Annotated in this window: 19 protein-coding genes; 11 read left to right on the top strand and 8 right to left on the bottom strand. The window is 72.9% G+C overall.

The window, feature by feature from the left end:
- Window positions 1–138: 138 nt before the first annotated feature.
- Window positions 139–3,312 (top strand): RICIN domain-containing protein, encoded by a 3,174-nt coding sequence (locus ACH41F_RS29650; RefSeq protein WP_398838223.1) that lies wholly within the window; start codon window positions 139–141, stop codon window positions 3,310–3,312.
- A gap of 208 nt (window positions 3,313–3,520) precedes the next feature.
- Window positions 3,521–4,372 carry an SDR family oxidoreductase gene (locus ACH41F_RS29645; protein WP_398838222.1) on the top strand — a complete coding sequence of 284 codons (852 nt, stop codon included), beginning with the start codon at window positions 3,521–3,523 and terminating at the stop codon, window positions 4,370–4,372.
- 510 nt (window positions 4,373–4,882) lie between these two features.
- Here the strand turns inward: ACH41F_RS29645 and ACH41F_RS29640 are convergent.
- Complete coding sequence (locus ACH41F_RS29640; RefSeq protein ID WP_398838220.1) at window positions 4,883–5,560, bottom strand: class I SAM-dependent methyltransferase; 678 nt, start codon at window positions 5,558–5,560, stop codon at window positions 4,883–4,885.
- Between the two features lie 114 nt (window positions 5,561–5,674).
- Here ACH41F_RS29640 and pgm point away from each other — a divergent pair, with 114 nt between their 5' ends.
- The 3 genes from pgm to ACH41F_RS29625 all read left to right on the top strand — a co-directional run bounded on the left by pgm (window position 5,675) and on the right by ACH41F_RS29625 (window position 10,369).
- Window positions 5,675–7,315 (top strand): phosphoglucomutase (alpha-D-glucose-1,6-bisphosphate-dependent), encoded by a 1,641-nt coding sequence (gene pgm, locus ACH41F_RS29635; RefSeq protein ID WP_391242388.1) that lies wholly within the window; start codon window positions 5,675–5,677, stop codon window positions 7,313–7,315.
- A gap of 160 nt (window positions 7,316–7,475) precedes the next feature.
- On the top strand, window positions 7,476–8,420 hold the full coding sequence (locus tag ACH41F_RS29630) for a hypothetical protein (RefSeq protein ID WP_398838219.1): 945 nt from the start codon (window positions 7,476–7,478) through the stop codon (window positions 8,418–8,420).
- A 560-nt stretch (window positions 8,421–8,980) separates the two neighbouring features.
- Complete coding sequence (locus tag ACH41F_RS29625; protein ID WP_391242381.1) at window positions 8,981–10,369, top strand: MFS transporter; 1,389 nt, start codon at window positions 8,981–8,983, stop codon at window positions 10,367–10,369.
- Window positions 10,370–10,424: 55 nt separating this feature from the next.
- Here ACH41F_RS29625 and ACH41F_RS29620 read toward each other — a convergent pair whose 3' ends face one another.
- The 4 genes from ACH41F_RS29620 to lnt form a co-directional block, all read right to left on the bottom strand.
- On the bottom strand, window positions 10,425–12,350 hold the full coding sequence (locus tag ACH41F_RS29620; RefSeq protein ID WP_398838217.1) for a helix-turn-helix domain-containing protein: 1,926 nt from the start codon (window positions 12,348–12,350) through the stop codon (window positions 10,425–10,427).
- A 76-nt stretch (window positions 12,351–12,426) separates the two neighbouring features.
- Window positions 12,427–13,227, bottom strand: coding sequence for a 3-hydroxybutyrate dehydrogenase (locus ACH41F_RS29615; protein WP_391242373.1), 801 nt, complete (start codon window positions 13,225–13,227; stop codon window positions 12,427–12,429).
- Window positions 13,228–13,281: 54 nt separating this feature from the next.
- Entirely contained in the window at window positions 13,282–13,761 is a 480-nt protein-coding gene (locus ACH41F_RS29610; protein WP_391242370.1) for an NUDIX domain-containing protein, read from the bottom strand.
- Window positions 13,762–13,770: 9 nt separating this feature from the next.
- The gene (lnt, locus tag ACH41F_RS29605) at window positions 13,771–15,381 is read right to left on the bottom strand and encodes an apolipoprotein N-acyltransferase (protein ID WP_398838216.1); all 1,611 of its coding nucleotides are present in this window, start codon (window positions 15,379–15,381) and stop codon (window positions 13,771–13,773) included.
- Between the two features lie 217 nt (window positions 15,382–15,598).
- Here lnt and ACH41F_RS29600 point away from each other — a divergent pair, with 217 nt between their 5' ends.
- On the top strand, window positions 15,599–16,684 hold the full coding sequence (locus ACH41F_RS29600) for an O-antigen ligase family protein (protein WP_391242363.1): 1,086 nt from the start codon (window positions 15,599–15,601) through the stop codon (window positions 16,682–16,684).
- A 105-nt stretch (window positions 16,685–16,789) separates the two neighbouring features.
- Here ACH41F_RS29600 and ACH41F_RS29595 read toward each other — a convergent pair whose 3' ends face one another.
- Window positions 16,790–17,335 (bottom strand): hypothetical protein, encoded by a 546-nt coding sequence (locus ACH41F_RS29595; RefSeq protein ID WP_391242360.1) that lies wholly within the window; start codon window positions 17,333–17,335, stop codon window positions 16,790–16,792.
- Between the two features lie 91 nt (window positions 17,336–17,426).
- Window positions 17,427–18,212: a glutamate racemase gene (locus tag ACH41F_RS29590; protein WP_398838321.1), complete on the bottom strand. Its 786-nt coding sequence runs from the start codon at window positions 18,210–18,212 to the stop codon at window positions 17,427–17,429.
- Window positions 18,213–18,251: 39 nt separating this feature from the next.
- On the opposite strand from ACH41F_RS29590, the gene ACH41F_RS29585 reads away from it, so the two are divergent.
- Window positions 18,252–19,445: a glycosyltransferase gene (locus ACH41F_RS29585; protein ID WP_398838215.1), complete on the top strand. Its 1,194-nt coding sequence runs from the start codon at window positions 18,252–18,254 to the stop codon at window positions 19,443–19,445.
- A 2-nt stretch (window positions 19,446–19,447) separates the two neighbouring features.
- Here the strand turns inward: ACH41F_RS29585 and ACH41F_RS29580 are convergent, their stop codons facing one another.
- Window positions 19,448–20,713, bottom strand: a complete 1,266-nt coding sequence (locus ACH41F_RS29580; RefSeq protein ID WP_398838320.1) for a TerD family protein — start codon at window positions 20,711–20,713, stop codon at window positions 19,448–19,450.
- Between the two features lie 296 nt (window positions 20,714–21,009).
- On the opposite strand from ACH41F_RS29580, the gene ACH41F_RS29575 reads away from it, so the two are divergent.
- The 4 genes from ACH41F_RS29575 (at window position 21,010) to ACH41F_RS29560 (ending at window position 25,750) form a co-directional block, all read left to right on the top strand.
- The gene (locus ACH41F_RS29575; protein WP_391242352.1) at window positions 21,010–21,444 is read left to right on the top strand and encodes a DUF6643 family protein; all 435 of its coding nucleotides are present in this window, start codon (window positions 21,010–21,012) and stop codon (window positions 21,442–21,444) included.
- Window positions 21,445–21,495: 51 nt separating this feature from the next.
- On the top strand, window positions 21,496–22,326 hold the full coding sequence (locus ACH41F_RS29570; protein WP_391242349.1) for an MOSC N-terminal beta barrel domain-containing protein: 831 nt from the start codon (window positions 21,496–21,498) through the stop codon (window positions 22,324–22,326).
- A 178-nt stretch (window positions 22,327–22,504) separates the two neighbouring features.
- Complete coding sequence (locus tag ACH41F_RS29565; RefSeq protein WP_398838213.1) at window positions 22,505–23,110, top strand: hypothetical protein; 606 nt, start codon at window positions 22,505–22,507, stop codon at window positions 23,108–23,110.
- A 201-nt stretch (window positions 23,111–23,311) separates the two neighbouring features.
- Window positions 23,312–25,750, top strand: coding sequence for a right-handed parallel beta-helix repeat-containing protein (locus ACH41F_RS29560; RefSeq protein WP_391242343.1), 2,439 nt, complete (start codon window positions 23,312–23,314; stop codon window positions 25,748–25,750).
- Window positions 25,751–25,775 lie beyond the last annotated feature (25 nt).

Below are 25,775 nucleotides of genomic sequence, written 5' to 3'. Positions count from 1 at the left end.
AAGGGTCCGGGACGCTTGACCTGATAAGTGCCCGGCGTGCGCACTGCCTTGACGTGTTCACTTCCGTCGCTGAGCATGCTGGGAGTCTGATCGCTTCTGGTCGATTCTGTGATTCTCCGTTCCCTGGAAGGGAGTTCCGTGCCTCACCGCCGCCGCGTCGTCCGGGCCCTGGCCCCGGCCGTCCCCCTCGCTCTCGCCGCGGGGCTCGTCACCGCCGCTCCCGCCCTCCCCGCTTCCTCCCCCACGGACACGGCGGCGGCCGGCGCGGTCACGGTACGGGTCGATCCCTCGTACCAGCAGGAGGAGTTCGAGGGGTGGGGCACCAGTCTGGTCTGGTTCGCCAACGCCACCGGGGGCTATCCGGAGCCGATCCGAAGACGGCTCGTCGACATGCTGTTCGGCAAGGACGGCCTCGCCCTCAACATCGCGCGCTACAACATCGGCGGCGGCAACGCCCCGGACGTCCGCACGGACTACATGAAGGCCGGCGCGACCATGGAGGGCTTCTGGAAGGCGCCCGAGGGCACCACGCAGAAGGACAGGGACTGGTGGGACCCGAACAATCCCGAGCACTGGGACTGGGGCGCCGACGCGAACCAGCGCTGGTGGGTCGACCAGGTCAAGGACAAGGTGACCAAGTGGGAGGCGTTCAGCAACTCACCGCCCTGGTTCCAGACCGTCAGCGGTTACGTCTCCGGCGGCTTCGACGCCGGCGCCGACCAGATCCGCGCCGACCGGGTCGACGAGTTCGCCACCTATCTCGTGCGGGTGTCCGAGCGGATGGAACGGGAACACGGCATCACCTTCGACACCATCGATCCCCTGAACGAGCCCAACACCTCTTACTGGGGCACCCAGTTGGGCCCGAACGGCCAGCCGACCGGCGGACGGCAGGAGGGCGCCCACGCCGGGCCCGCCCTCCAGCAGAAGGTGATCCTCGCCCTGCACAAGGCACTTCAGGGCGCCACGACCAAGGCCCGTGTCTCCGCCATGGACGAGACCAACCCCGGCATCTTCACCACCAACTGGAACGCCTACGCCGACGACGCGCGGGCCGCCGTCGACCAGCTCAACGTGCACACGTACGGCACGAGCCAGCGCACCAGCGCCCGCGACATCGCCAAGGGCGCCGGCAAACCGCTGTGGATGAGCGAGGTCGAGGGCACCTGGGGCACCGGCACCGACTTCACCGGCATGGAGCCGGGACTCGGCATCGCCACCCGCATGGTCGACGACATGCGGGAACTGGAGCCCTCCGCCTGGGTGTTCTGGCAGCCGATCGAGGACTCCGCCCCGCAGGCCGCGGCCGGCAAGAACTGGGGCAGCATCCATGTGCCGTTCGACTGCACGGCCGAGGACACCCTGGAGACCTGTCCGATCAAGGCGAACTCCAAGTTCCACACCATCCGCAACTTCACCCATTACATCCGGCCCGGCGACCACTTCGTGAAGGTCGACGACACCTCCAGCGTCGCCGCCGTCGGCAGGTCCGGCCGTTCCGCGACCGTCGTGCACGTCAACGGCACCGCGTCCGCCCGCTCCGTGACCCTCGACCTGTCCCGCTTCGGCAAGGTCACCCGCGGCGCCACGGTCACCCCCGTGGTGACCAGCGCGGACGGCGCCCTCGTCCGGGGCGCCCCGGTCCGGGTCACCGACCGCTCGGCCACCCTCACCGTCCCCGCGAAGTCGGTCACCAGCTTCCTCGTCAAGGGTGTCAGCGGGGTCGCGAAGGGCGCCGCCCTCGTGCAGCCCGGCCATGTCTACCGGCTGACCGGCACCCAGAGCGGCAAGTCGCTCGCCCCGACGGACGACGGCACCGGCGTGGTGATCCGCACGACCGACAGCGGCAGTGCCCGACAGCTGTGGTCCGTACGGCAGTTGACGCCCGGCACCGACCACCGCGCGCGGTACGCCCTCACCCACACCGCCACGGGCAAGCGGCTCGCCGTACGGGACGACCAGGCAGTCCTGGAGGACCCCTCGGACAGCCCGGCCGCGCAGTGGATCATGTCGACCACCGGGGACGGCACCTGGACCTTCGTCAACGCCGCCACCGGCCGACTGCTCGACGTCGCCGGCCAGTCCTCGGCGGACGGCGCCAAGGTCTCCACGTACACCCCGACCTCGGCGGCCAACCAACGCTGGACGGTGAGCGACGAGACCGTGCTGCGCACCGAGAAGGCCGAGGTGTTCACCGTGCCGGGGCTGGCCCCGGCACTCCCGCGGACGGTGACCCCGGTCTACCGGGACGGCGCCCGCGGCACCCTGCCCGTGGTGTGGGACGTACCGTCCGACGACGCCTGGGCCGAGCCCGGCACCGTACGGGTCACGGGGCGGGCGACCGATCCGCTCGGGCGGACGATCCGCGCGACGGCGACCGTCACCGTCGACACGATCGCCTCGACCCTGCCCGGTCGCGCCAAGACCTACGCGGGCGCAGGTCCGCGGCTGCCGGACACGGTCGTCGGTATCGGCACGCACGGCGGCCGGACCGACCTCCCGGTGACCTGGGAAGCTGCCCCCGACGGGGCGTACGAGAAGACCGGCGTGGTGCCCCTGGACGGCCTCGCACGGGTCGTGGGCGGCGGCACGGTCGCCGCGACCGTCCGCGTACAGGTCACCGAGCCGGAACTGACCGACATCGCGTCCGACCCGGGTGTCACCGTGGCCGCCACGTACACCGAGAACGGCTACTCCGCCGAGCGCCTGCGCAACGGCGACACCACCGACAAGGCCTGGTCCAACTGGCGCTCCGGCACCAAGAACCCCTCCGACACCCTCACCTTCGCCCTGCCCACGGCACGCGACCTCGACCGGGTCGTGGCGCACTTCTACCGGGACGGCGACACCCCCTCCTTCCCGGCGAGCCTCAAGGCACAGGTGCGCGTCGACGGCTCCTGGGCCGACGCGAGCGACGAGATCGCCGTCGGGACCGAGGGAACACCGGTGGTCGGCGTGCCGCTGCGCGCATCGGGCCCGACGACCGGGGTGCGCCTGGTCATGACGGCCCGGCCCGGCGGCTACCTCACGATGAGCGAGGTCGAGGTGTACGCCAGGGCGCCCGGGGTCTCCTCGGACGCGGCCGCGGCGTCGATCGAGGTCAACGGCGTACCGGTGGCCGACTTCTCCCCCGACAGGACCGACTACCGGGTCCGGACCGCCGATCCGGCCCGCGCCGTGATCACGTCGACGGCACGCGACCCGTACGCCACCGTCACCGTGCAGCGGGCCCACGGCCGTGCGGTCGTCACCGTGACCGGCGAGGACGGGTCCCGGACGACGACGTACCGGCTGACGCTCCTGCGCGGCTGACCGACGGGGACCCGGGGGGCGTGGGGACGGGGGGACGGGGGGACGGCGTCACGCCACTGAACCGTGCAAGGTCGTGATGCCGGTTGCCGCTGTACTCCCGGGCGTGATCCGGTGGACCATGGGGAACCCTGTCCACCGCACCCCGGGGCGCGACCGGTACGGGTCGATCCAGGCCCCCGGCCACCCCGTGTGAGGAAGTGAGCTGATCATGACCGAGTCGACCCTGGTGGTCACGGGAGCCACCGGCCGCCTCGGTGGCCGCGTCGCCCGTCGCCTCGCCGAGCGGGACGTGCCGCAGCGGCTGCTGGTACGCAGCCCCGAGCGAGCGCCGCGGCTGCCCGGCGCCACAGTGGTCCGCGGCGCCTACGACGATCACGACGCCGCCGTACGGGGCCTCACCGGCGCGCACACCCTGTTCATGGTGTCCGCCTCCGAGAGCGCCGACCGGCTCTCCCAGCACCGGGCCTTCGTGGACGCCGCCGTGGGGGCCGGTGTGCGGCACCTGGTGTACGTCTCCTTCTTCGGCGCGGCGCCCGACGCGGCGTTCACCCTGGCCCGCGACCACTTCCACACCGAGGAGCACATCCGGGCCACCGGCCTGGCGTACACGTTCCTGCGGGACAACATCTACGCCGATTTCGTGCCGGACCTGGCCGGGGCGGACGGCGTCATCCGCGGCCCGGCCGGCAAGGGGCGGGCCGCGTTCGTCGCCCAGGACGACATCGCCGACGCGGCCGCCGCCGTGCTGACCCGGCCGGCCGAGCACGCCGGTGCGGTGTACGACCTGACCGGACCGGAGTCCCTGTCGCTGGAGGAGGCCGCGGCCGTCCTGTCCGAGGTGTGGGGTCGCCCCGTCGCGTACCACCCGGAGACGGTCGAGGAGGCGTACGCCTCGCGATCCTCCTACGGCGCCCCGAGGTGGCAGCTCGACGCCTGGGTGTCCACGTACACGGCCATCGCCGCGGGGCAACTCGACGGCGTCAGCGACGCGGTGCCCCGGCTGACCGGGCGCCCCGCCACGCCCCTCCCTGACGTCGTGCGCGCGATGTCCCCGCGCTGACGCGCTCGACCGCCTGCCGAGGACCCGGGGCGCCCGATGCGACCGGGGCACCCGCTGACCGGACCGCTGCCGGAGCGACACGCTCCCCTTGGCGGGAGCGGTCGCACCGGTGCTCGCCGACTTGCGCGCCCTGAACTCCCTGCGCGTAAGCGATCTGTCCGCCCCTCACGGCCCACTGCTCGCCACGGACCTCCGGATCGCTCCTCCCCGTACCGCCGACGCCGGCGGCGGAACGCCCCGAGCAGAAAAGCCGAATGAGCAACACCCCCGGCATCCGCGGCAACGACACCCGCAGGGCGTTGCCGTCCCAGAGCGCGGCGCCGGCCTCCGGGCCGGACGGGTGGAGCACCTCCGCCCGCACCGCGCGGCCCGCCACGTGCGGTACCGGGAGCACTCGGCCACAAGGTTGCGGTCGGCGCGGGCGCGCGGTTCGCGCACAGGGACCGACTCACGCCCCCGGCCCACGCGGGGCCGCGCGCAGGGTCGGCACCTGTACGACCCGCTCGGGGCTCAGCCCCCGCCCCCGTCCCGTCGGCAGTACAGGAAGAGGTGGGGCTCGGGCCCGGCGCCGGGGTGGTCCGGGGTGAAGAGGGTGCCCTGGCGGGAGAGGACCGTCAGTCCCGCGTCCTCGGCCAGGACGACGACGCCGTCCTCGGCGAAGCTGGTCGCACGGACCGGCCGGCCCATGAAGACCACCTCCAGGTCCTCCACGTCCGCGGGGACGGTGGCGAGGACCAGGTGGCCGCCGGGGCGCAGAGCCAGGGCCAGCCGTCGCAGCAGCGCGGACTGCTCGGCGCGGGCCATCTGGAGCAGTGAGAAGAACACGCACACACCGTCGAACGCCGCTGTCTCCAGCGGCAGTTCGCGGATGTCGGTACAGCGGAACTCGGCCCCGGGAACCTGGCGCGCGGCCAGCTCGACCATGACCGCGGACACGTCGACGCCCAGCACCGAGTGCCCCGCCTCGACCAGCGCGGCCGCCGTGGGCCGCCCCGTGCCGCTGCCCACGTCCAGGACCCGCGCGGCCGGGGGCAAGCGCTCGATCAGCCACTCCAACGCGGCCAGATGCGCCGGCGCGTGCGCGAACGCCTTCTCGTAGTCGGCGCCCAGCGCGTCGAACAGCGCTGCGGCGGGCGGCCGTTGGTCCTCGTGCCTCACGTCGGTGTCCCTTCGCTCGCCGGCCTGCATCCTCGCACCCGCCGCGGACGTGCCACAACGGCCGACCTGTGCGCGCCCGGAAAGTCCGGGCAGGGGAGAATGAGGATCACACCCAACGGTCGACCCTTGCGGAGGAGCGGGAACATGCAGGACGAGCGAGCGGGGCAGGTCGCCGGACCCGAGGACCTCATCGATGTGGCCCGTCTGGTCACGGCGTACTACGCGCTGCACCCCGATCCGGCCGAGCCGGGTCAGCGGGTGGCGTTCGGTACCTCGGGGCACCGCGGCTCGTCCCTGGCGGCGGCGTTCAACGAGGACCACATCGCGGCCACCAGCCAGGCCATCTGCGAGTACCGGGCCGCCCAGGGCACCGACGGCCCCCTCTTCCTCGGTGCCGACACCCACGCCCTGTCCGAGCCGGCGCGGATCACGGCGCTGGAGGTCTTCGCCGCCAACGACGTGACCGTGCTCATCGACGAGACCGACGGCTACACGCCCACCCCCGCGGTCTCGCACGCCATCCTCACCCATAACAGGACCCGCACCTCCGGTCTCGCCGACGGCGTGGTGGTCACCCCCTCGCACAACCCGCCCGCCGACGGCGGCTTCAAGTACAACCCGCCGAACGGCGGACCGGCCGGTTCCGAGGCGACCTCCTGGATCCAGGACCGGGCCAACGAGATCATCACCGCCGGCCTGAAGGACGTACGGCGCATCCCCTACACCCGTGCCCTGACGGCCTCCGGGACCGGCCGCTACGACTTCCTCGGCACCTATGTCGCCGACCTGCCGAACGTGCTGGACCTGGAGGCGATCCGGACGGCCGGCGTGCGCATCGGCGCCGACCCGCTGGGCGGTGCCTCGGTCGCGTACTGGGGCCGGATCGCCGAAGAGCACCGCCTCGACCTCACCGTGGTCAATCCGCTCACCGACCCGACCTGGCGGTTCATGACGCTGGACTGGGACGGCAAGATCCGGATGGACTGCTCCTCGCCGTACGCCATGGCCTCGCTCATCGAGCGGCGGGACCGCTTCGACATCGCCACCGGCAACGACGCCGACGCCGACCGGCACGGCATCGTCACCCCGGACGGCGGCCTGATGAACCCCAACCACTATCTGGCGGTGGCGATCTCGTACCTGTTCTCGCACCGGGAGCAGTGGCCCGCCGACGCCGGGATCGGCAAGACGCTGGTGTCGTCGAGCATGATCGACCGGGTCGCGGCGGACGTCGGCCGCAAGCTGGTCGAGGTCCCCGTCGGCTTCAAGTGGTTCGTCGACGGCCTGTCCGACGGCACCCTGGGCTTCGGCGGTGAGGAGTCGGCGGGCGCGTCCTTCCTGCGCCGGGACGGCTCGGTGTGGACCACCGACAAGGACGGCATCATCCTGGCCCTGCTCGCCTCCGAGATCACGGCGGTGACGGGCGAGACCCCCTCGCAGCACTACGCCCGGCTCACCGACCGTTTCGGCGCCCCCGCCTACGCCCGCGTCGACGCCCCCGCCTCCCGCGAGGAGAAGGCGCTGCTCGCCAAGCTGTCGCCGCGCCAGGTCACCGCCGACACCCTCGCCGGGGAAGCGGTCACCACCGTCCTCACCGAGGCCCCCGGCAATGGCGCCGCCCTCGGCGGTATCAAGGTCGCCACCGCCAACGCCTGGTTCGCGGCCCGGCCGTCGGGCACCGAGGACGTCTACAAGATCTACGGGGAGTCCTTCCTCGGCCCGGACCACCTGCGGCAGGTCCAGGAGGAGGCCAGGTCCGTGGTGCTGTCGGCGCTGGGCGGCTGACGGCCCGGGGCGACTCGCACCGCCCGGAATGGGGCGCCTCTGCGCGGATGTGTCGTTATGCGGTCACGTCCTAATCACATCTGCGCAGGGGCGTCACACAGACTCCACACACGCTTTCGAAAGCCTCGCTACCTTTGCTCGCGGCTTGATCCTCTGGCATGTGAACACAGGAAGACCGCACATGGACTACTGCTCCACCTGTCGTCGGCATCTCAACGGCGCGCTGGCGTGCCCCGGGTGTGGCGCCTACGCCCCGGACATCGCTCCCCTCGCCGTCGCGGCGCCCGCGCCGGGCGCAGGGACGGGTGCCGGGATGGCCGCCACAGCGGCCGGGGCGGGCGCGGCGACATGGCCGACACCGGACCATCTGTGGCACGAGGAGAGCTCCGGTGCCGAGGAGAGCGGCGAGGCACCCCAGGTGCATCCCTCCGAGGACTCGGACGCCCTGCCCCTGGCCGGGTCCTCCGCGTCCACGGGCCGTGCGTCTCGGCGGCGGCAGCGGGAGCGCTGGCGCAAGACCCAGCGCAGGGCCCTGGTGGCCACCGCGGTCGCCCTGGTCGGCGGCGGGCTGACCGTCACCTCGATGGACCGCCAGTCCACGGACCGCACGCAGGCGGCCTCCGCGCCGGACACGGAGACCATGGGCATCGCCCAGGGGCCGGCCACGGAAGCCGTTCCCGCGTCGGCGACCCCGGCCGACACGCACCGGTCCCATCGCACGTCGTCCACCACCGGCTCGGCCACGGCCAACACCCCGCACGAGCAGTCCGCGGCCGCCCCCGAGGCCACTCCGACCGCACGGACGGCACGTCAGGACAACGGCACGACGTCCCTGGACACGGTCATCTCCTCGGCCGGTTCCCAGGCGACCTCCACGGTGTCCGACACCACGGGCACGGTCGCGGACACGGCGGCCTCCCCCGCCCCCGCCCCCGCCCCGGCGGACGGCGCCGACGACACGGGCACGGCCGGCACGTCCGACGCACCCGGTACGTCCGACACGTCCGGCACGGGCGCGTCCTCGACGAACCCCTCCTCGTCCGAGGCGTCCTCGCCGACCTCCCCCTCGGGTCTCTGCCTCCTCGGGCTGGTCTGCGTCAGCTGATCCGGCTCCGGCCGGGTCTCACCCGTCCCCGGAGAAGGGCAGTGGCCTGCGCAGCGGCCACTGCCCGAACGTCCGGCGCGCCGGCCGGACCATTACGCGGCTGTGCGCCTTCTGCCCCACCGGCCCCCCGTAGGACGACAGGCGTCTCCCGGCACGCCGCGGCCCGGTGCTGCTCGGCGCTGCTATGGGCCGGCCGCAGCCCGTCGGTGTCGACCACGACGAGCGCCAGGGTGTTCTACCTGTCATGGTCATGACGATTTGGTTAACAGCTCGGGCCACGAGCCAGCACCCGAGCACCTCGCGGTGGGCGACATCGCTTCCGGCATGCTTTCGTCCCACTCCTGTCGAACGCCCCCACGCGGCCCGAGCAGCGCCGCGACCAGCAGGCCGGCGCTCTGTCGCGACAGCCACCGTCCCCGGATCCCGCCGCCCCGACATAGCGGCAACACGTACAGGCCGCCCCCAAACTATGTAGTCCCACCACATGTGCCCCTGACCTGCCCGTTCCTACGGTGTGCGAACACGTACCCGTCCCCACCGCACACGAGGAAGTGGCGCACATGGCCTCCGCAGCAACCGCTCCACCGACGCCGAACAACCTGAAGCGCATCGTCGCCGCCAGCCTCATCGGCACGACCATCGAGTGGTACGACTTCTTTCTCTACGGATCCGCCGCGGCGCTCGTCTTCAACAAGCTGTTCTTCCCCGACTCCGACCCGCTCGTCGGCACCCTGCTGTCGTTCCTCACCTACGCGGTCGGGTTCGCCGCGCGTCCGATCGGCGCCCTCGTCTTCGGGCACTACGGGGACCGGCTGGGCCGCAAGAAGCTGCTGGTGCTGAGTCTGCTGCTGATGGGTGGGGCGACCTTCGCGATCGGGCTGCTGCCCACGCACGCGACGGTCGGCGCGGCCGCCCCGGTGCTGCTGACCGTGCTGCGCCTGGTCCAGGGCTTCGCGCTGGGCGGCGAGTGGGGCGGTGCCGTGCTGCTGGTGTCCGAGCACGGCGACGCCAGGCGGCGCGGCTTCTGGGCCTCCTGGCCGCAGACCGGAGCACCCGCCGGACAGCTCCTGGCCACCGGCGTGCTCTCGCTGCTGACAGCCCTGCTCTCGGACAGCGCCTTCACCAACTGGGGCTGGCGCATCCCGTTCCTGCTCTCCGGCGTGCTCGTGATGGTCGGTCTGTGGATTCGTCTCTCTGTCGATGAATCACCGGTCTTCCAGCAGGCCCTGGCCCACGCCGAGGCACGCAAGTCGCAGCAGGAGGCGGCGGAGAAGCTGCCGATCGTGTCCGTGCTGCGCCACCACTGGCGGGACGTGCTGATCGCGATGGGCGCGCGCATGGCCGAGAACATCAGCTACTACGTCATCACCGCGTTCATCCTCGTCTACGCCACCACCGCGGCCGACGTCTCCAAGCAGACCGCGCTCAACGCCGTCCTGATCGCCTCGGCCGTGCACTTCGCGGTGATCCCGCTGTGGGGCGCCCTGTCGGACCGGATCGGGCGTCGTCCGGTGTACCTGCTGGGCGCGGCCGGCATCGGGCTGTGGATGTTCCCGTTCTTCTCCCTGATCGACACCGGCGACTTCGGCAACCTGATCCTCGCCGTCACCGTGGGACTGGTGCTGCACGGGGCGATGTACGCGCCCCAGGCCGCCTTCTTCTCCGAGATGTTCGCCACCCGGATGCGCTACTCCGGCGCCTCCATCGGTGCCCAGTTCGCCTCGGTCGCCGCCGGCGCGCCCGCGCCGCTGATCGCCACCGCGCTGCTGGACGACTACGGCAGCTCCACCCCGATCGCCCTGTACGTCATCGCCGCGGCCGTGGTGACGCTCATCGCGGTGGGTGTGGCCAAGGAGACCCGCAACCGGGACCTCGCCGACGTCGGCACGGCCGCGGACGAGGACGCGGGCCCGGCGAAGGCCGCGACCGCGGACGCCCGCACGGTCTGACCGCCCTGCCGGACCGGCCCCCGCACGCCGACGCGTACGGGGGCCGGTCGGCGTCTCAGTGCTGCGGCGATGCCGACAACCGGTGCAGCCGGAGAGCGAGCTGGATCTCCAGAGCGCGTGCCGGGCTCTGCCAGTCGCCGCCGAGCAGGCGGCCGACGCGCTCCAGTCGCTGGGCGACCGTGTTCACATGGACGTGCAGTTCGTCCTTGGTGCGGGCCGGGCTCATACCGCAGGCGAAGTAGGCGTCCAGGGTGCGCAGCAGGTCGGTGCCGCGGCGCTCGTCGTAGGTCACGACCTGGCCGATCGTACGGTCGACGAAGCCCGCGATGTCCCGGTCACCGGCCAGCAGGAGCCCGAGGAACCCGAAGTCCTCGGCGGCGGCGCCGTCGCCGGTGCGCCCGAGGAGCCGCAGGGCGTCCAGACAGCGGCGCCCCTCCTCGTAGGCCGCGGCCACGGTGTCCGGGCGGGCGGCCAGGTCCTCGACCGGGCCCGAGGCGCCGACGGTGACCGCCTCGTGGACGGCGGTGCCCAGATGACGGGCGGTACGACGGGCCAGGGCCGTCGCGGTGTCGCCGGGCGCCAGGGGCAGCAGCAGGACGGTGCCGCCGTCGCGGGCGGCCGCCAGTCCGTGCCGGGTGGCGGCGAGGTGGGAGGCGGCGGACCACAGGCGTCTGCGCGCCTCCGCCTCCTGCTCGGCGTCGGCCGTGGTGCCGTCGAGACGGGCGGCGAGGACGACATGGGTGGCGTCGAGGTCGGCGTGCAGCCGGGTGGCTCGTTCCCGCAGCAGGCGCGGGTCGCGGTCGCGGGCGTCCAGCAGGTCGTCCAGCAGCTCGCCGCGGACCCGCTGCTCGGCCTCGGCCGCCGAGCGTCTGGCGAGCAGCAGCAGGGAGGTGACCATGGCGGCGCGCTCCAGGGTGCGCTGGTCCACGGGGTCGAGCCCGGGGTGGCCGTGCAGCACGAGCGCGCCGAGCAGTTCGCCGCCGGCGGCGACGGCCGCGATCCAGTCGTCCCCGTGCCGCACCGCGTGGCCCTCGGCGCGGGAGGCCTCCAGGGCGTCGGCCGGGGCGGCGTCGGCCTCGGTGAACTCGACCCTGCCGTCCAGGACCTCGGCGACGGCGGCCGCCACGTCATGCACCCCGCCGCCGCGCAGCACCAGCTCGGCGAGGCGGTCGTGCACGTCGGAGGCGCGCTCGATGACCCCGCTGCGGTCGCGGATGATCTCGTTGGCCCGCTCCAGACCGGCGAGGGCCGAGCGGGTCTCGGTGAGCAGGTTCGCGGTGTCGATGGCGGCGGCGGCCAGCGCGGCGAAGGAGCCGAGCAGGGCGATCTGCTCGCGCTCGAACACCCGGGCCCGTCGGTCGGCGGCGAAGAGCACCCCGATGACGTGGTGCCCGAGCGTGAGCGGTACGCCGAGGATGGCGACGAGCCCTTCGTCCCGGACGCCCGCGTCGATGGTGCGCGTGTGCTGGAAGCGCTCGTCCTGGAAGTAGTCGTCGGTGACATAGGGCCGGGCCGTCTGGGCGACGAGACCGCCGAGCCCCTCCCCCATCCCGAGCCGCAGCTGCTGGAAACGGGCGGCGACCGACCCCTCCGTCACCCGCATGTAGGTGTCGCCGCGGACCGGGTCGTTGAGGCTGAGGTAGGCGACGTCCGTGCCGAGCAGCGACCGCGCGCGCTGCACGATCGCCTGGAGGACGGCGTCCAGGTCGCGCAGCCCCGCCAGGTCGTGCGCGGTCTCGAAGAGCGCGGACAGCTCGGCCTCCCGCCGACGCCGGCCCTCCAGCTCCGAACGCACGCGCAGGGCGACGAGCTTCGCCTGTTCCAGCTCGGCGATCCGGTCGGCCGGTCGTCCCTCAGCCCGGGCGAGCAGCACCGGCTGCTCGTAGGCGTCGGCGGAAGCGCCCCTGGCCAGCAGCTCCAGGAACGGTGCCTCGGCGCTGCCGACGGGGCACTCGGCGGACTGCGCGTGATCGCGGGACATGCTCACAGGATTCCTCATCGCACGGTCACCTCGTCAGCCCTGTGGACAACTCCCGGTGCGCCGGGAGTGCGCCGGGTCAGTGGGCCGTCCAGCCCCCGTCCATCACCAGGGACGTGCCGGTCACGAAGGACGCCTGCGGGCCGCACAGATACGCCACGGCCTCGGCGACGTCCTCGGGCTCGATGAGCCGTTTGACCGCACTGTCCTGGAGGAGCACCTCGGCCAGGACGCGCTCCTCGGGGATGCCGTGCGCCCGCGCCTGGTCGGCGAGCTGCTTCTCGACCAGGGGGGTGCGCACATAGGCGGGGTTCACACAGTTCGAGGTGACACCGTGGGGCGCGCCCTCCAGCGCGGCCGTCTTGGACAGCCCCTCCAGTCCGTGCTTGGCGGCCACGTACGCCGACTTGAACGCCGAGGCCCGCAGCCCGTGGACCGAGGACACGTTGACGATCCGGCCCCACCCCTGCCCGTACATGTGGGGCAGGGCGCCGCGGATGAGCCGGAACGGCGCCTCCAGCATCACGGTGAGCACGGTGTGGAAGACGTCAGGCGGGAACTCCTCCAGGGGACGCACCAGCTGGAGCCCGGCGTTGTTGACCAGGACGTCGGTGCCGGCGGCGGCCAGTTCGGCGGCGTCCAGGTCGGTGAGGTCGAGGACATGCGGCTCGACGGTGCCCGCGAGGCCCCGCGCGCTCTCCGCGAGTTCCTCCAGCCCCCGCGCCTCCCGGTCGACCGCTCTGACCTTGGCCCCGGCGGCCGCGAGCCGCAGCGCACAGGCGCGTCCGATGCCACCGGCGGCGCCGGTGACGAGGGCGGTACGGCCGCCGAGGTCGAGCGAGGGGGCCTGGAGAGCCGGAAGGGCACTGGGCGGGGTCATGGCTCGACCCTAGGCACCGTCTTCCGCTCACCCCATGTGGTCAGCGCCCACACTTCATTCGGAACTCATGGGCTCGAACCATGTGGGTTCATCGGACAGTGCTTGCTTGATCCGGAACAGCTGACGCTCGCCCATCGGGGGCAGCGCGTCCACCTCGAACCAGCCGACCTGGAGGGACTCGTCGTCGTTCACCCGCGCCTCGCCGCCGACGGCCCGGCAGCGGAAGGTGATGTCCATGAACTGGCACGTGTCGCCGTTGGGGTAGACGACCTCACTCCCCGACCGGACGAGGACGACCCGCTCGACGACGCAGTGCACACCCGCCTCTTCGTGGACCTCCCGGACGGCAGCGGCCGCGGGCTGCTCCCCGGGATCGGGGATGCCCGATATCACCGTCCACTCGTGGTTGTCCGCGCGCTGCCCCAGCAGAACCCGCCCCTCGTCGTCGAAGACGACGGCGCTGACGCCGGGCAGCCACAACAGCTGGTGCCCGGCGGAGGCCCGGATCTCACGGATGAAGTCAGGAGTAGCCATGCCCCGACCCTAACCGGCCGCCCCCGTACGCCTGTTGCGCACACCGGAGCCGATCGCCCAGCCCAGTCCGCCCACGGCGAGCAGCACCAGCGCCATCTCCGGCAGGATGCCGAGCCGGGTCGCGGGGGTCTCGGAGGAGCGCAGCGGCACCTTCTGGACGAGGGAGTCGGCGACGAACATGCCGGTCTTCTGGGTGATCCGACCGTCCGGCATGATGATCGCGCTGACGCCGCTGGTCACCGGGACGGTGACGGTCCGGCTGTGCTCGACCGCGCGGACCCGGGACATCGCGAGCTGCTGGTAGGTCATCTCACTGCGGTCGAAGGTGGCGTTGTTGCTGGGCACGGAGATCAGCTGGGCGCCGTCGGTGACCTCGGAGCGCACCGCCCAGTCGAAGGCGGCCTCGTAGCAGGTGACGAGGCCGACCTTGGCACCGGCCATGGTGAACACGCCCGGCTCGGTGCCGCGGCTGAAGTCCTGGCGGACCATGGACGTCCAGTCGCTGTTGATCGCGCCGATGAGCGAGCGCAGCGGGAGGTACTCGCCGAACGGCTGGATCTGCCGCTTGTCGTAGGTGTCGGTCGGTCCCTTGACCGGGTCCCACAGGATCTGCTCGTTGTAGAGCTTGCCGTCCCTCTCGACGACACCGCCGACCGAGATCGGCACGCCGATCGCCTTGGCCGCCCCGTCGATGACGGCACGCGCGTCGGGGTTGGCGAACGGGTCGATGTCGGAGGAGTTCTCGGGCCACAGCACGAAGTCCGGCTTGGCCACCTTGCCGGCCTTGACCCGGGCGGCCAGCCGCTCGGTCTCCCGCGCGTGGTGGTCGAGCACGGCCCGGCGCTGGGCGTTGAAGTCCAGGCCCGCGCGCGGCACGTTGCCCTGGATGACGGCGACGGTCACGGTGCCGTTCTCGGCCTTGTCGCTCACCAGGGGGCGGGCGGCCAGGGCACCGGCGACCGGGACGGTGAGGGCGAGCAGGGCGACGACCGCGGCGGAACGCCGTACCTCCTGGTCACGGCTCTTGCGGACGGCCAGGCGGACCACCTCGTAGAGGCCGAAGCCGCACAGGACGACGGCGAAGCCGAGCACCGGGGTGCCACCGACCGCGGCCAGCGGGAGGAACACGCCGTCGGCCTGGCCGAAGGCGACCTTGCCCCAGGGGAAGCCGTTGAACGGCGCACGCGCGCGTGCGGCCTCGGCGGCGATCCACAGGGCCGCCGACCACAGGGGCGCACCGGGCAGCTTCGAGACCGTGGCGATGCCCGCGCCGACCAGGGCGACGAAGACCGCCTCGATCGCCACCAGGGCCAGCCAGGGCCCCGGGCCCACCTCCACGCCCGTCCACACCAGCAGGGGCAGCAGGAAGCCGAGCCCGAAGAGGTAGCCGAGGCCCAGGCCCGCCTTCCAGCTGCGGCCGCGCAGGACCCAGCCGAAGCCGGCGAAGGCCGGCAGGGCGAGCCACCACAGGGTGCGTGGCGGGAAGCTGACGTAGAGCAGCACTCCGAAGAGCGCGGCGGCGAGAGCCGGGGCGAAGCGCACGAGACGGGCCGCGCGGGAGGCGGGCGCCGCAGGCTGCTTCTGGTCCGACTCGTCCACGGATGTTGCGGTGACGGTCACTCCGGGAGTGTACGGCGGGTGACATCGGCATCGACAGGACGGTCCGGGCGGCAGCGCGGGCGCCCGCGCACGCCCCCGGCGCATCGTTCCTGCACATCGTGTCCACAAACCGTCCATCAGCGGTTACCGTGTGCCGGGGCCTTTGTCGTACCGCCGGTCAGGCGGCCGTGCGACCGAGGTCGGCGCAGGTCGCGGGGGCGACTGGTTCGGGGGTCGGATGGGGTCCACGGGGAGGACGTCTGCGGCCGGTCCGCTGGCGGACGGCGACAGACGAAACGTTTCTGACGCGACGGGTGTCCTGGTGCTGGGGGCCTGCGCCGCCTGGTCCCTGGTCACCGCGGCCGTCCATGACGGGCGTCCGGAAGGCATGCTGCTCGCCGTCCTCGCGGTGACCGCCGGCTACGCGGCCGGACGCGTCTGCGGAGCGGTCGTACCGGCCGCCGCGCTCACGGCGGCCGCCGTGGCCGGGCTCGGCCTCACCGTGGCAGCACCGCGGCTCTCCGCGGGACCCGAGATCGCTTCCCCGCTCGGCCATGCCGGCGCCACCGCCGCCGTACTGACCCTGTCCACCGGAGCCGCGTGCTGCGCGGCGTGGACGGTGGGCACGCCCGCGTGGCGGCTGCTGCTGCGGCTGCTGGCCGCCGGGACCGTCGTGACCGCCGCCGTCCTCGGCTCGGCGAGCGCCTGCGTCACCGGTGCCGCGGTGCTGCTGTGCTCGCTCGCCGCCGGCCGGATGGGCCGCCACCGGGGCGCGGGCTTCGCCGGACTGCTCCTGACGGCGGTCCTGGCGACCGGGCTGACCTGGGCGGTGGCCGGCAAGGCGGTGCCGGAGGGGCTGGCGGTGTCGCTGGAGGGCCAGCTGACCCGGCACCGCATCGAGCTGTGGCACGACGCGCTGCACATGGCGTCCCGGGACGCGGCCGTGGGCGTCGGCCCGGGACGCTTCGGCGAGCTCAGCACGACAGCAGCCCAGATGATGCTGCCCGACGGCAAACCGCACTCGGCCCCGCTGCAACAGGCGGCCGAACAGGGAGTCACCGGGGTCCTCCTGCTCGCCGCGGCCTTCTGCTGGCTGCTCTACACGCTCTGGCGCTCCCCGCGCCCCACACCGGTCGTGCTCACCGCGGGCGCGACCCTGACGGCGCTCGCCACGATCGCCGCGGTCGGCAACGCGCTCAGCTTCACCACGGTCTCGGTGGGCGCCGGCCTGCTGGCAGGCGTGGCCACGGCCCGCCCCCTGACCGACGGGTCACAGCCTCACGAGACCGCGCACGACCCGCACGCCTGGGACGACAGGGCGTGAAACCTGTTGCGAGAGTGGCCTCTGCCGCGCGACGCCCGGCACGCACTCTCGCCGCACCGAACGCCGCGCGGCCGCCCTCCGGGCGACGAGGCTTCACAACAGCCCCTAGTGGGCCGTGCCGTGCGCGCGTGAGTGCAGCCGGTCCCTGATGATCTGGACGGCCGCCTCGGCGTCGTCCACCGTGATCGTGAACGTGTGCCCGTCCCACAGGCTCAGCACGATGCCCTCACCCCGGCGCACCACGACGGCGGTGCCCTTCTCGGGCCGCCAGCGATAGCCCCAGCCGCCCCAGTGCCGCGGGGTGACGTCCGGGTCGACCTCGGCGCCCGCCACGTTCGACAGCAGGATGCGGCGGCGGGGCAGCCCCATGTGGCCGCAGCGCACTTCGAGGGACTCCGCGTCGACCTTCAGCGCCACGTGCACGAACGCCAGGGTGCCGAACAGGACGAGCAGCCCTGCCGCGATGCAGCCGACGACGGCCATGGCGAGCGGGGCGATCCCCGAGGTCCACGCCGAGTCGACGGCCAGCTCGATACCGAGGGCCATGCAGGCGGCTCCGGAGAGCGCCAGGAGCCACTGGACCCGGTTGGTGGCGCGTCCGGTCCAGACGTCGGGATGCGGCGTCTTCTCGCCGTGGGGGTGGTCCCTCATGCCTTCGAGATTACTCAGCTTTTGCCATGGGGGTAGCGCTCGGCGGGGGTGGAATGGGCCGGTGGGCTGAGCGCCCCCGGGTGCGCCCTGGTCAGCGGGCGGAGCTGACCTCTTGGAGGGCGCGGCCTTCCTCGTAGGCCAGGGCGGCCGACGGCAGTGTCCCCTCGCGTCCGCTCAGCAGGACGGTGAGGGTGCCGTCGGCGGCGGCCTGCGGGGCGGGCTGCTCGCCGATCCGGCGCAGCGCCTGGGCGGCGACCGCCCCGGCGGATCCGTGCAGGACCAACGGCGGGCGGTCGGGGCGCTGGACGGCGGCGCGGATGCGCTCGGCGACGAGCTCGTAGTGCGTGCACCCGAGGACGACCGTGGTCACGTCCTCCGGGGTCAGGGCGGCGGCCGCGGCGACCGCGGCGTCGATGGCCGTCTGGTCGGCGTGCTCCACGGCCTCGGCCAGCCCGTGGCAGGGCACCTCCGTGACGGTGACCCCGGCGGCGAAGTCCTTGATCAGGCCGCGCTGGTAGGGGCTTCCGGTGGTGGCGGGGGTGGCCCAGATCGCGAAGGGCCCGCCGCCGGCCGCCGCCGGCTTGATCGCCGGAACGGTGCCGATGACCGGCAGGGCCGGTTCCAGGAGGGTGCGCAGGGCGGGCAGCGCGTGCACCGTGGCGGTGTTGCAGCCGACGATCAGCGCCTCGGGCCGGTGCGCCGCGGCGGCCTCGGCGACGGCCAGGGCCCGCCGGGTGAGGTCCTCGGGGGTCCGCGGCCCCCAGGGCATGCCGTCGGGGTCGAGGGAGAGGACGAGATCGGCGTCCGGGCGCAGACGCCGTACCGCGGCGGTGGCCGCCAGAAGGCCGATGCCGGAGTCCATGAGCGCGATCTTCACCCGGTCACGATAGAACATGAGCCCTCCGGGACCGGTCGGGTGGGGCACACTGCGCGGGTGAGCGCTATCGCCTGGACCGCCGCCGCCTCCCTCGCCGCCTGGCTGTGGCTGTTGCTCTGCCAGGGGTTCTTCTGGCGCACGGACGTCAGACTCCCCGAGCGTCGGGATCCCGATGAGTGGCCGTCCGTCGGTGTGGTGGTCCCCGCGCGCGACGAGGCCGCGGTCCTGCCCGTCGGCCTGCCCTCCCTGCTGGAGCAGGACTACCCCGGGCGGGCCGAGGTCTTCCTCGTCGACGACGGCAGCTCGGACGGCACCGGGGAGCTCGCCCGGGAGCTGTCGCGGCGGCACGGCGGACTGCCGCTCACCGTCGGCTCGCCCGGTGAGCCGCCCGCCGGCTGGACCGGCAAGCTGTGGGCGGTGCGCCACGGCATCGCTCTGGCACGCGCGCGTGATCCCGAGTACCTGTTGCTGACGGACGCCGACATCGCGCACGAGCCCGGCAGTCTGCGCGCGCTGGTCGCGGCGGCGCGCACCGGTGGCTTCGACGCCGTGTCCCTGATGGCCCGGCTGCGGGTGGAGAGCCCGTGGGAGCGGCTGGTCGTGCCCGCGTTCGTCTACTTCTTCGCCCAGTTGTACCCCTTCCGCCGCATCGGGAGGCGGGGCACCCGGACGGCGGCCGCCGCGGGCGGCTGTGTGCTGCTGCGGGCCGAGGCCGCCGAACGGGCCCGGATCCCGGACGCGATCCGGCACGCCGTCATCGACGACGTGGCGCTCGCGCGCGCGGTCAAGGGCGGGGGCGGCCACATCTGGCTGGGGCTGGCCGAGGGGGTCGACAGTGTGCGCCCCTACCCGCGCCTGCACGACCTGTGGCGCATGGTCTCGCGCAGTGCCTACGCGCAGCTGCGGCACAACCCGGCGCTGCTGGCCGGCACGGTGGCCGGGCTCGCGCTGGTCTACCTGGTGCCGCCCGTCGCCCTGGCCGTGGGGCTCGCCACGGGGAGTACGCCGGTGGCGCTGTTCGGCGGTCTGGCGTGGCTGGTGATGACGGGGACGTACCTTCCGATGCTCCGCTACTACCGGCAGCCGCCGTGGCTCGCGCCCCTGCTGCCGTTCACGGCGTCGCTCTACCTGCTGATGACGGTCGACTCCGCCGTGCAGCACTACCGGGGGCGCGGTGCGGCCTGGAAGGGCCGCACCTACGCGCGCCCGGAGACGGTGCCTGAGGAAGGCTGAGCCTATTTGCGGCCAGGGGTCCAGTTCATGCCCCAGCCGTAGGCGTAGTCCACGGTGCGCTGCGGGCTCACCCCGCGCTCGGGCACCAGGTAGCGGGCCTCGCGCTGGACGACGAGGTCGGAGCCGGTGTTGGTGATCAGGGCGAGGGCGCAGACGGTCGAGGGGACGGTGCACTCGTCGAGGGAGAAGTCGATCGCGGCGCCGAACTGCGGCTGGAGGGTGACCCTGGCATTCAGGTCGGCGAAGGAGCGGGCGCCCTCGTAGATGGTGACGAAGACGAGGATGCGCCGGAAGACCTGCTGGTGGTCGAGGTTGACGGTGAGGTTCTCACCGCTCGCGACGGCACCGGTGCGGTCGTCGCCGTCGAGGTGGATGAACGGCGGCTGGTGCAGGGCGCCGAAGGCGTTGCCGAGGGCCTGGACGACGCCTTTGCTGCCGTCGGTGAGTTCGTACAGGGCGCACAGGTCCAGGTCGAGGTCGTTGTGCATCGCGACCGGGCGGCCCAGCTTGGCGGCCCAGCCCGAGAACTGCTTGCGGACCTCCCAGTTGAGGTTCACCCGCAGCGCGCCCGAGGTGCCGCCCTGCTTGGTCAGGGAGACCGAGGGGGCCGACTTGGTGAGCGTGACCTTGGTCAGCCGTACCGGCTGTGCGGGCGGTGCCGGAGGGGCGGCCGGCGGAGGCGGCATGGTCACCGGCGGTGTGGTGACGGGCGGCGCCACGCGCGCGGGCGCGGGCGGTGCGGCCTGCTGCGGCTCGTCCACGGTGATCCCGAAGTCCGTGGCCAGGCCTTCGAGGCCGCTGCTGTATCCCTGACCGACGGCACGGAACTTCCAGTTGCCCTGGCGGCGGTAGAACTCACCGAGCACGAAAGCGGTTTCGACGCTCGCGCCCGTGCTGTCGAAGCGGGCCACCACGGTTCCCCGCGCCGCGTCCTTCACCTCGATGTACAGACCCGGCACCTGTCCGAACGAGCCGCCGTCGCTGGAGGCGGCCAGGACCACGGTCTCGACGGCGGGCTCCACGCGCGCGAGGTCGACGAGGAGGGTGTCGACCACCCGGCCGCCGTCGTTGCGCTTGCCCTCGTGGCGGACCGCCCCGGAGGTGTGCGAGGGCTGGTTGTAGAAGACGAAGTCACTGTCGGAACGGACCTTTCCGCCCACCAGGAGCAGCGCCGACGCGTCGGCGTCGGGCACACCCGGACCGGGACTCCAGCCCACCTCGACCCGCAGTGCCGTCGTCGGCACCGGAGCGTTGGACCCTTTCGACATCGACATGTCCGCCCCCATCACGTGTCACCGCGCCAGGCATGTCCCGGCAGCCCATCGGTTCTCTCCAGGGCCAACCTATTCCCCGCGACAGCGAACTCCCATGCGGTGCACGCGAAGATCGCCGGGCAACCCCCGGTAACCCGCCTGGAACTCGGCCTTTGCGCCGGCCATGTCCTGCGCGGTGTCCCATTTTCCCGACTTCGCTCGCATTGGGGATCCGGGGTCACGGCCGACACGGAAATCAACCCTCTTATCGGTCTCCCCAACCAGCACATCGTGGGCTTAACTTATGTGCCATGACCTCCCCCCGCTCCACTTATGGCGGCGGCTACTACTCCGCCTCCTTCCCGGACACCCCGATCTACGACTCCCTCGTGGCCGAGCGGGGAACCCCGCAGATCGCCCCGATCCGGGTCCCGGCCGAGTACGCCATGCCGAGCAGCAACAACCTGCCCGCCCTGTCCTCGGGGCTGCCCGCCCTGCCGGCGGGCCCCTCCCAGCCCGCCTACGGCTATCCGCAGGCCCAGCAGCCCGCCCCGCTCCAGCAGGCGCCCGCCGCGTACATCCCGCAGCAGGCCGCCGCCCCGCGGGGCTATCCCGGCCCACAGGCGCAGCAGCCGCGCCCGATGGCGCAGGGCATGGGCTACGAGGCGATGCGCCCCGCGGCGCCCCGTCCCGCCCCGGCTCCGTACCAGGACCCGTACAACAACCAGCAGTACCGCGGCTACTGAGCCGATCCGAGCCGATCCCCGGACCGTCCGCCGGGCTGGCACGATGGTTCCATGGGAATTGCACGGCTTGAGTCGATTCACGTCCATCCGGTCAAGGCGTTCCGGGGCCTCGCGCCCCTGGACGCCGAGGTCGAGCCCTGGGGGCTGGCCGGGGACAGGCGCTGGGCGTTGATCGACGACGGGGGAAAGGTCGTCACCCAACGCGCGCACCCGCGCGTCGCGCTTGCCGCCGCCGAGCTTCTGCCCGGCGGCGGCGTTCGGCTGTCAGCGCCCGGTGCGGCACCGCTGGAGGTCCCGGTGCCGCGGCCGGTCGGCACCGTGCCGATGCAGATCTTCCGCGACAAGGTGGAGACGGTGCCCGCCGAGGACCCGGCCGCGCACGCCTGGTGCAGCGAGCTGCTCGGCGAGAGCGTCCGGCTGGTGCACATGGACGACCCCGCCACGCGCCGGCCCGTCGACCCGGAGTACGCGCGGGAGGGCGAGACCGTCTCCTTCGCCGACGGCTATCCCCTGCTGCTCACCACCACCGCCTCGCTCGACGCCCTCAACTCCCTGATCGCGCGCGGTGATCACGCCGCCGAGGGCCCGCTACCGATGAACCGTTTCCGGCCCAACGTCGTCGTCTCGGGCACCGAGGCCTGGGCCGAGGACGACTGGGCGCGTGTCGCGATCGGCGAGGTCGTCTTCCGCGTCGCCAAGGCCTGCGGACGCTGCCTGGTGACGACCACTGACCAGAGCACCGCCGAGCGGGGCCGGGAACCCCTCCACACGCTGGGACGCCACCGCCGCTTGAGCGGAAAACTGGTCTTCGGGCAGAACCTGGTACCGCAGTCCCGCGGCACGATCCGCGTCGGCGATCCGGTCGAGATCCTGGACCGGTAAAGATCCACTCAAGCGCCGGGGCGCGGGAACCGACCGCGGTGGCTTGCGCGTTGGGCATCGTGAGAAATTCCTGAGAGGCCCCGGTCCGGTGATTTCGCTCTCTCTTCGACCGGCCTCGCGGTGAACGGCTCCGCCAGGGGTTATCACTGAGCGGAAAGGCGGAAAGGGGGTGCGGACCGTGCGAGCGATCAGCGGACTCTGGCAGTGGCGGCACAATCCGCTGCGCCGCGCCACGGATCTGGCCGAGGCCTGGGTCGCGCTCGCGGCCCTGCTGCTCGTCCTGGTCGTCGCACCGCTGGCCGGTGCGGTCGTCGGCGGTCTTGCCCAGGACTCCCTTCAGGAGTCCGTCCGTTCCCAACGCGCCTCCCGTCACCCGGTGACGGCGACCGTGACCCGCGAGCTGGACCGGTCCCCGCTGGACGCCGACCCCGAGACCTCCACCGGGCGGGAGTTGCGCACCCGCGTCCTCGCCGACTGGACCGCGCCCGACGGCACGCCGCGGCACGGCCCGGTGCTCGCGGGCCTCAAGGACCCGCACAAGGGCGACCACTTCACGATATGGACGGACACGCAGGGGCACATCATGCCCCGCCCGCTGGACTCCGCCACCGCCACCACCCACGCGGTCCTCGCCGGGGTCGGTGCGGCCCTGCTCGGCATCGGTCTGATCGAGAGCGCCCGCCGGTTGATCGTCTGGCGCATGGTCCGTCGCCGGTACGCCCGTTGGGACCAGGCCTGGGCACGGGTGGGCCCGGACTGGGGCAGGGCCGGCACCGGCAGCTGACAGCCTTGCGGCTCTGGTCAACTCACCGCCTGCGCGCACGCTACGGTGGACCGGCCGAACTTCTTCGGCAGCACGAACCGCGCGCGAGCGAGCTGGAGGGACGCGCCGGTCGCCGGACGCGCACGCGCTCCCGGTACCGACCGCGACGCCCCGAGGGCGAGCGAGCCATGAGTTACCGCAAGGTGGGGGCACAGCAACGCCATGGCACAGGGCACGGTCCAGGTGACGCACACCGGCACCTCGCGGTGGCGGCGCCGCACGGGTGAGTACGCATCGCTCGCCGCCGCCCTGGAGGCCGCGGCCGACGGCGACGTCCTCACCATCGCCCCCGGCACCTACCGGGAGAACCTCGTCGTCCAGCGGACGGTGACCCTGCGCGGACCCGAGGGCTCGCCCGGTTCGGTGCGGATCGCGCCCGTGGACGGGGTACCGCTGACCGTGCGCGCCTCGGCGGTGGTCCAGGACCTGCACGTGGAGGGCCAGGACGCGGCGGCGCCCGCGCTGCTCGTGGAGGAGGGCACCCCGGAGCTGACGGACATCCGGATCGTCACCCGGTCCGCGGCCGGCATAGAGGTGCGCGGCGGTGCCCGCCCGACCGTGCGGCGCTGCACCGTCGACAACCCGGCCGGCATCGGCATCGCCGTGGTCGACGGCGGGGGCGGGGTGTTCGAGGAGTGCGAGGTCGTGGCCGCCGGCCAGTCCGGTGTCGCGGTCCGCGGCGGCGCCCACCCCCGTCTCGAACGCTGCCGGGTGCACCACGCCTCGGGCGTGGGCCTGTCGGTGACGGGTGAGAACTCCGCGCTGGAAGCGGTGGGTTGCGAGGTGTACGAGGTCCGGGGCAGCGGCGTCCAGATCACCCACCGGGCCGCCGCACACCTCAGCGACTGCGATGTGCACCGCACGGCCGGCGACGGCGTCACGCTCGACACGGACGCCGTGCTGACCCTGGCCGACTGCCGCATCCACGACATCCCCGAGAACGCGGTGGACCTGCGCTCCCGTTCCGTCCTGACGCTGACCCGTACGACGGTGCGTCAGTTCGGGCGCAACGGCCTGTCGGTGTGGGACCCGGGCACCCGCGTGGACGCCAACCAGTGCGAGATCTTCGACAGCACCGGCGACTACCCCGCGGTGTGGGTCAGCGACGGGGCGACCGCGGTGCTGGACTCCTGCCGGGTACACGACGTGCCGGACGCGCTGTTCGTCCTGGACCGCGGTTCCCGCGCGGACGTCGTGGACAGCGACCTCTCCCAGGTGCGCAACACGGCCGTGTCGGTGAGCGACGGCGCCACCGCGCAACTCGACGACTGCCGCATCCGGGACGCCGCGACCGGCGCCTGGTTCCGTGACCACGGCAGCGGCGGCACCCTCAACAACTGCACGGTGGACGGCACCCAGACCGGCGTGATCGTCACCAAGGGCGCCGACCCCACCATCGAGCGGTGCACGGTGGACTCCCCCGCCGAGGCCGGCTTCTACGTCTCGGCGGGCGGCCGGGGCAGCTTCCTGAACTGCCGGGTCACCGGCAGCGGCGGCTACGGCTTCCACGTGATCGACGGCTGCCGTGCGACCCTGCGCAAGTGCCGCACGGAGCGGTGCGCGCGCGGTGGGTACGAGTTCGCCGACGCCGGCCCGGACGCGGGTTCCGGCACCGGCCCGCTCGTCGAGGACTGCACGAGCGACGAGAGCGCCGGCGCGCGGCCTCCGGTCGCCGGGGAGATCGCCGTGGAGACGGCGGGCCGGTCCCCCGGTCTGCTCGGCGCCGTCCCCGGGCAGCGCACCGTCGAACCGGAGCAGGCCGCCGCGCCCGTCGAGCCCGAGCAGCCCCCGCGCACCTCCAAGGACGTGATGGGCGAACTCGACGCGCTGGTGGGCCTGGAGAGCGTCAAGCGCGAGGTGCGGGCCCTCACCGACATGATCGAGGTGGGCCGGCGCCGTCAGCAGGCCGGTCTCAAGGCGGCCTCGGTCAAGCGCCATCTGGTCTTCACCGGCTCCCCCGGCACCGGCAAGACCACGGTCGCCCGTCTCTACGGCGAGATCCTCGCCTCGCTCGGTGTGCTGGAGAAGGGCCATCTCGTCGAGGTGTCCCGGGTCGACCTGGTCGGCGAGCACATCGGCTCGACGGCGATCCGCACCCAGGAGGCCTTCGACCGGGCGCGTGGCGGGGTGCTGTTCATCGACGAGGCGTACGCGCTCTCGCCGGAGGACTCCGGCCGTGACTTCGGCAAGGAGGCCATCGACACGCTGGTGAAGCTGATGGAGGACCACCGGGACGCGGTCGTGGTGATCGTCGCGGGCTACACCGCGGAGATGGAGCGTTTCCTCTCCGTCAACCCCGGTGTGGCGTCCCGCTTCTCACGGACCATCACCTTCGGCGACTACGCCCCCGACGAGCTGCTGCGGATCGTGGAGCAGCAGGCCGACGAGCACGAGTACCGGCTGGCGCCGGGCGCCCCGGAGGCGCTGCTGGAGTACTTCACGGCGCTTCCCAAGGGCCCCGCCTTCGGCAACGGCCGCACCGCCCGCCAGACCTTCGAGGCCATGGTCGAGCGGCACGCGAGCCGGGTCGCCCAGGTCGCGGACCCCAGCACCGACGATCTGACGCTGCTGTACGCGCAGGACCTGCCGGAGCCGCGCTGAGCGAGCGCCCCTGGGGCGCCGGTCC

The sequence above is a fragment of the Streptomyces sp. NPDC020489 genome (assembly GCF_044386545.1).
Classification (GTDB): domain Bacteria; phylum Actinomycetota; class Actinomycetes; order Streptomycetales; family Streptomycetaceae; genus Streptomyces.
This window is presented reverse-complemented; position numbering and strand designations above follow the sequence as displayed.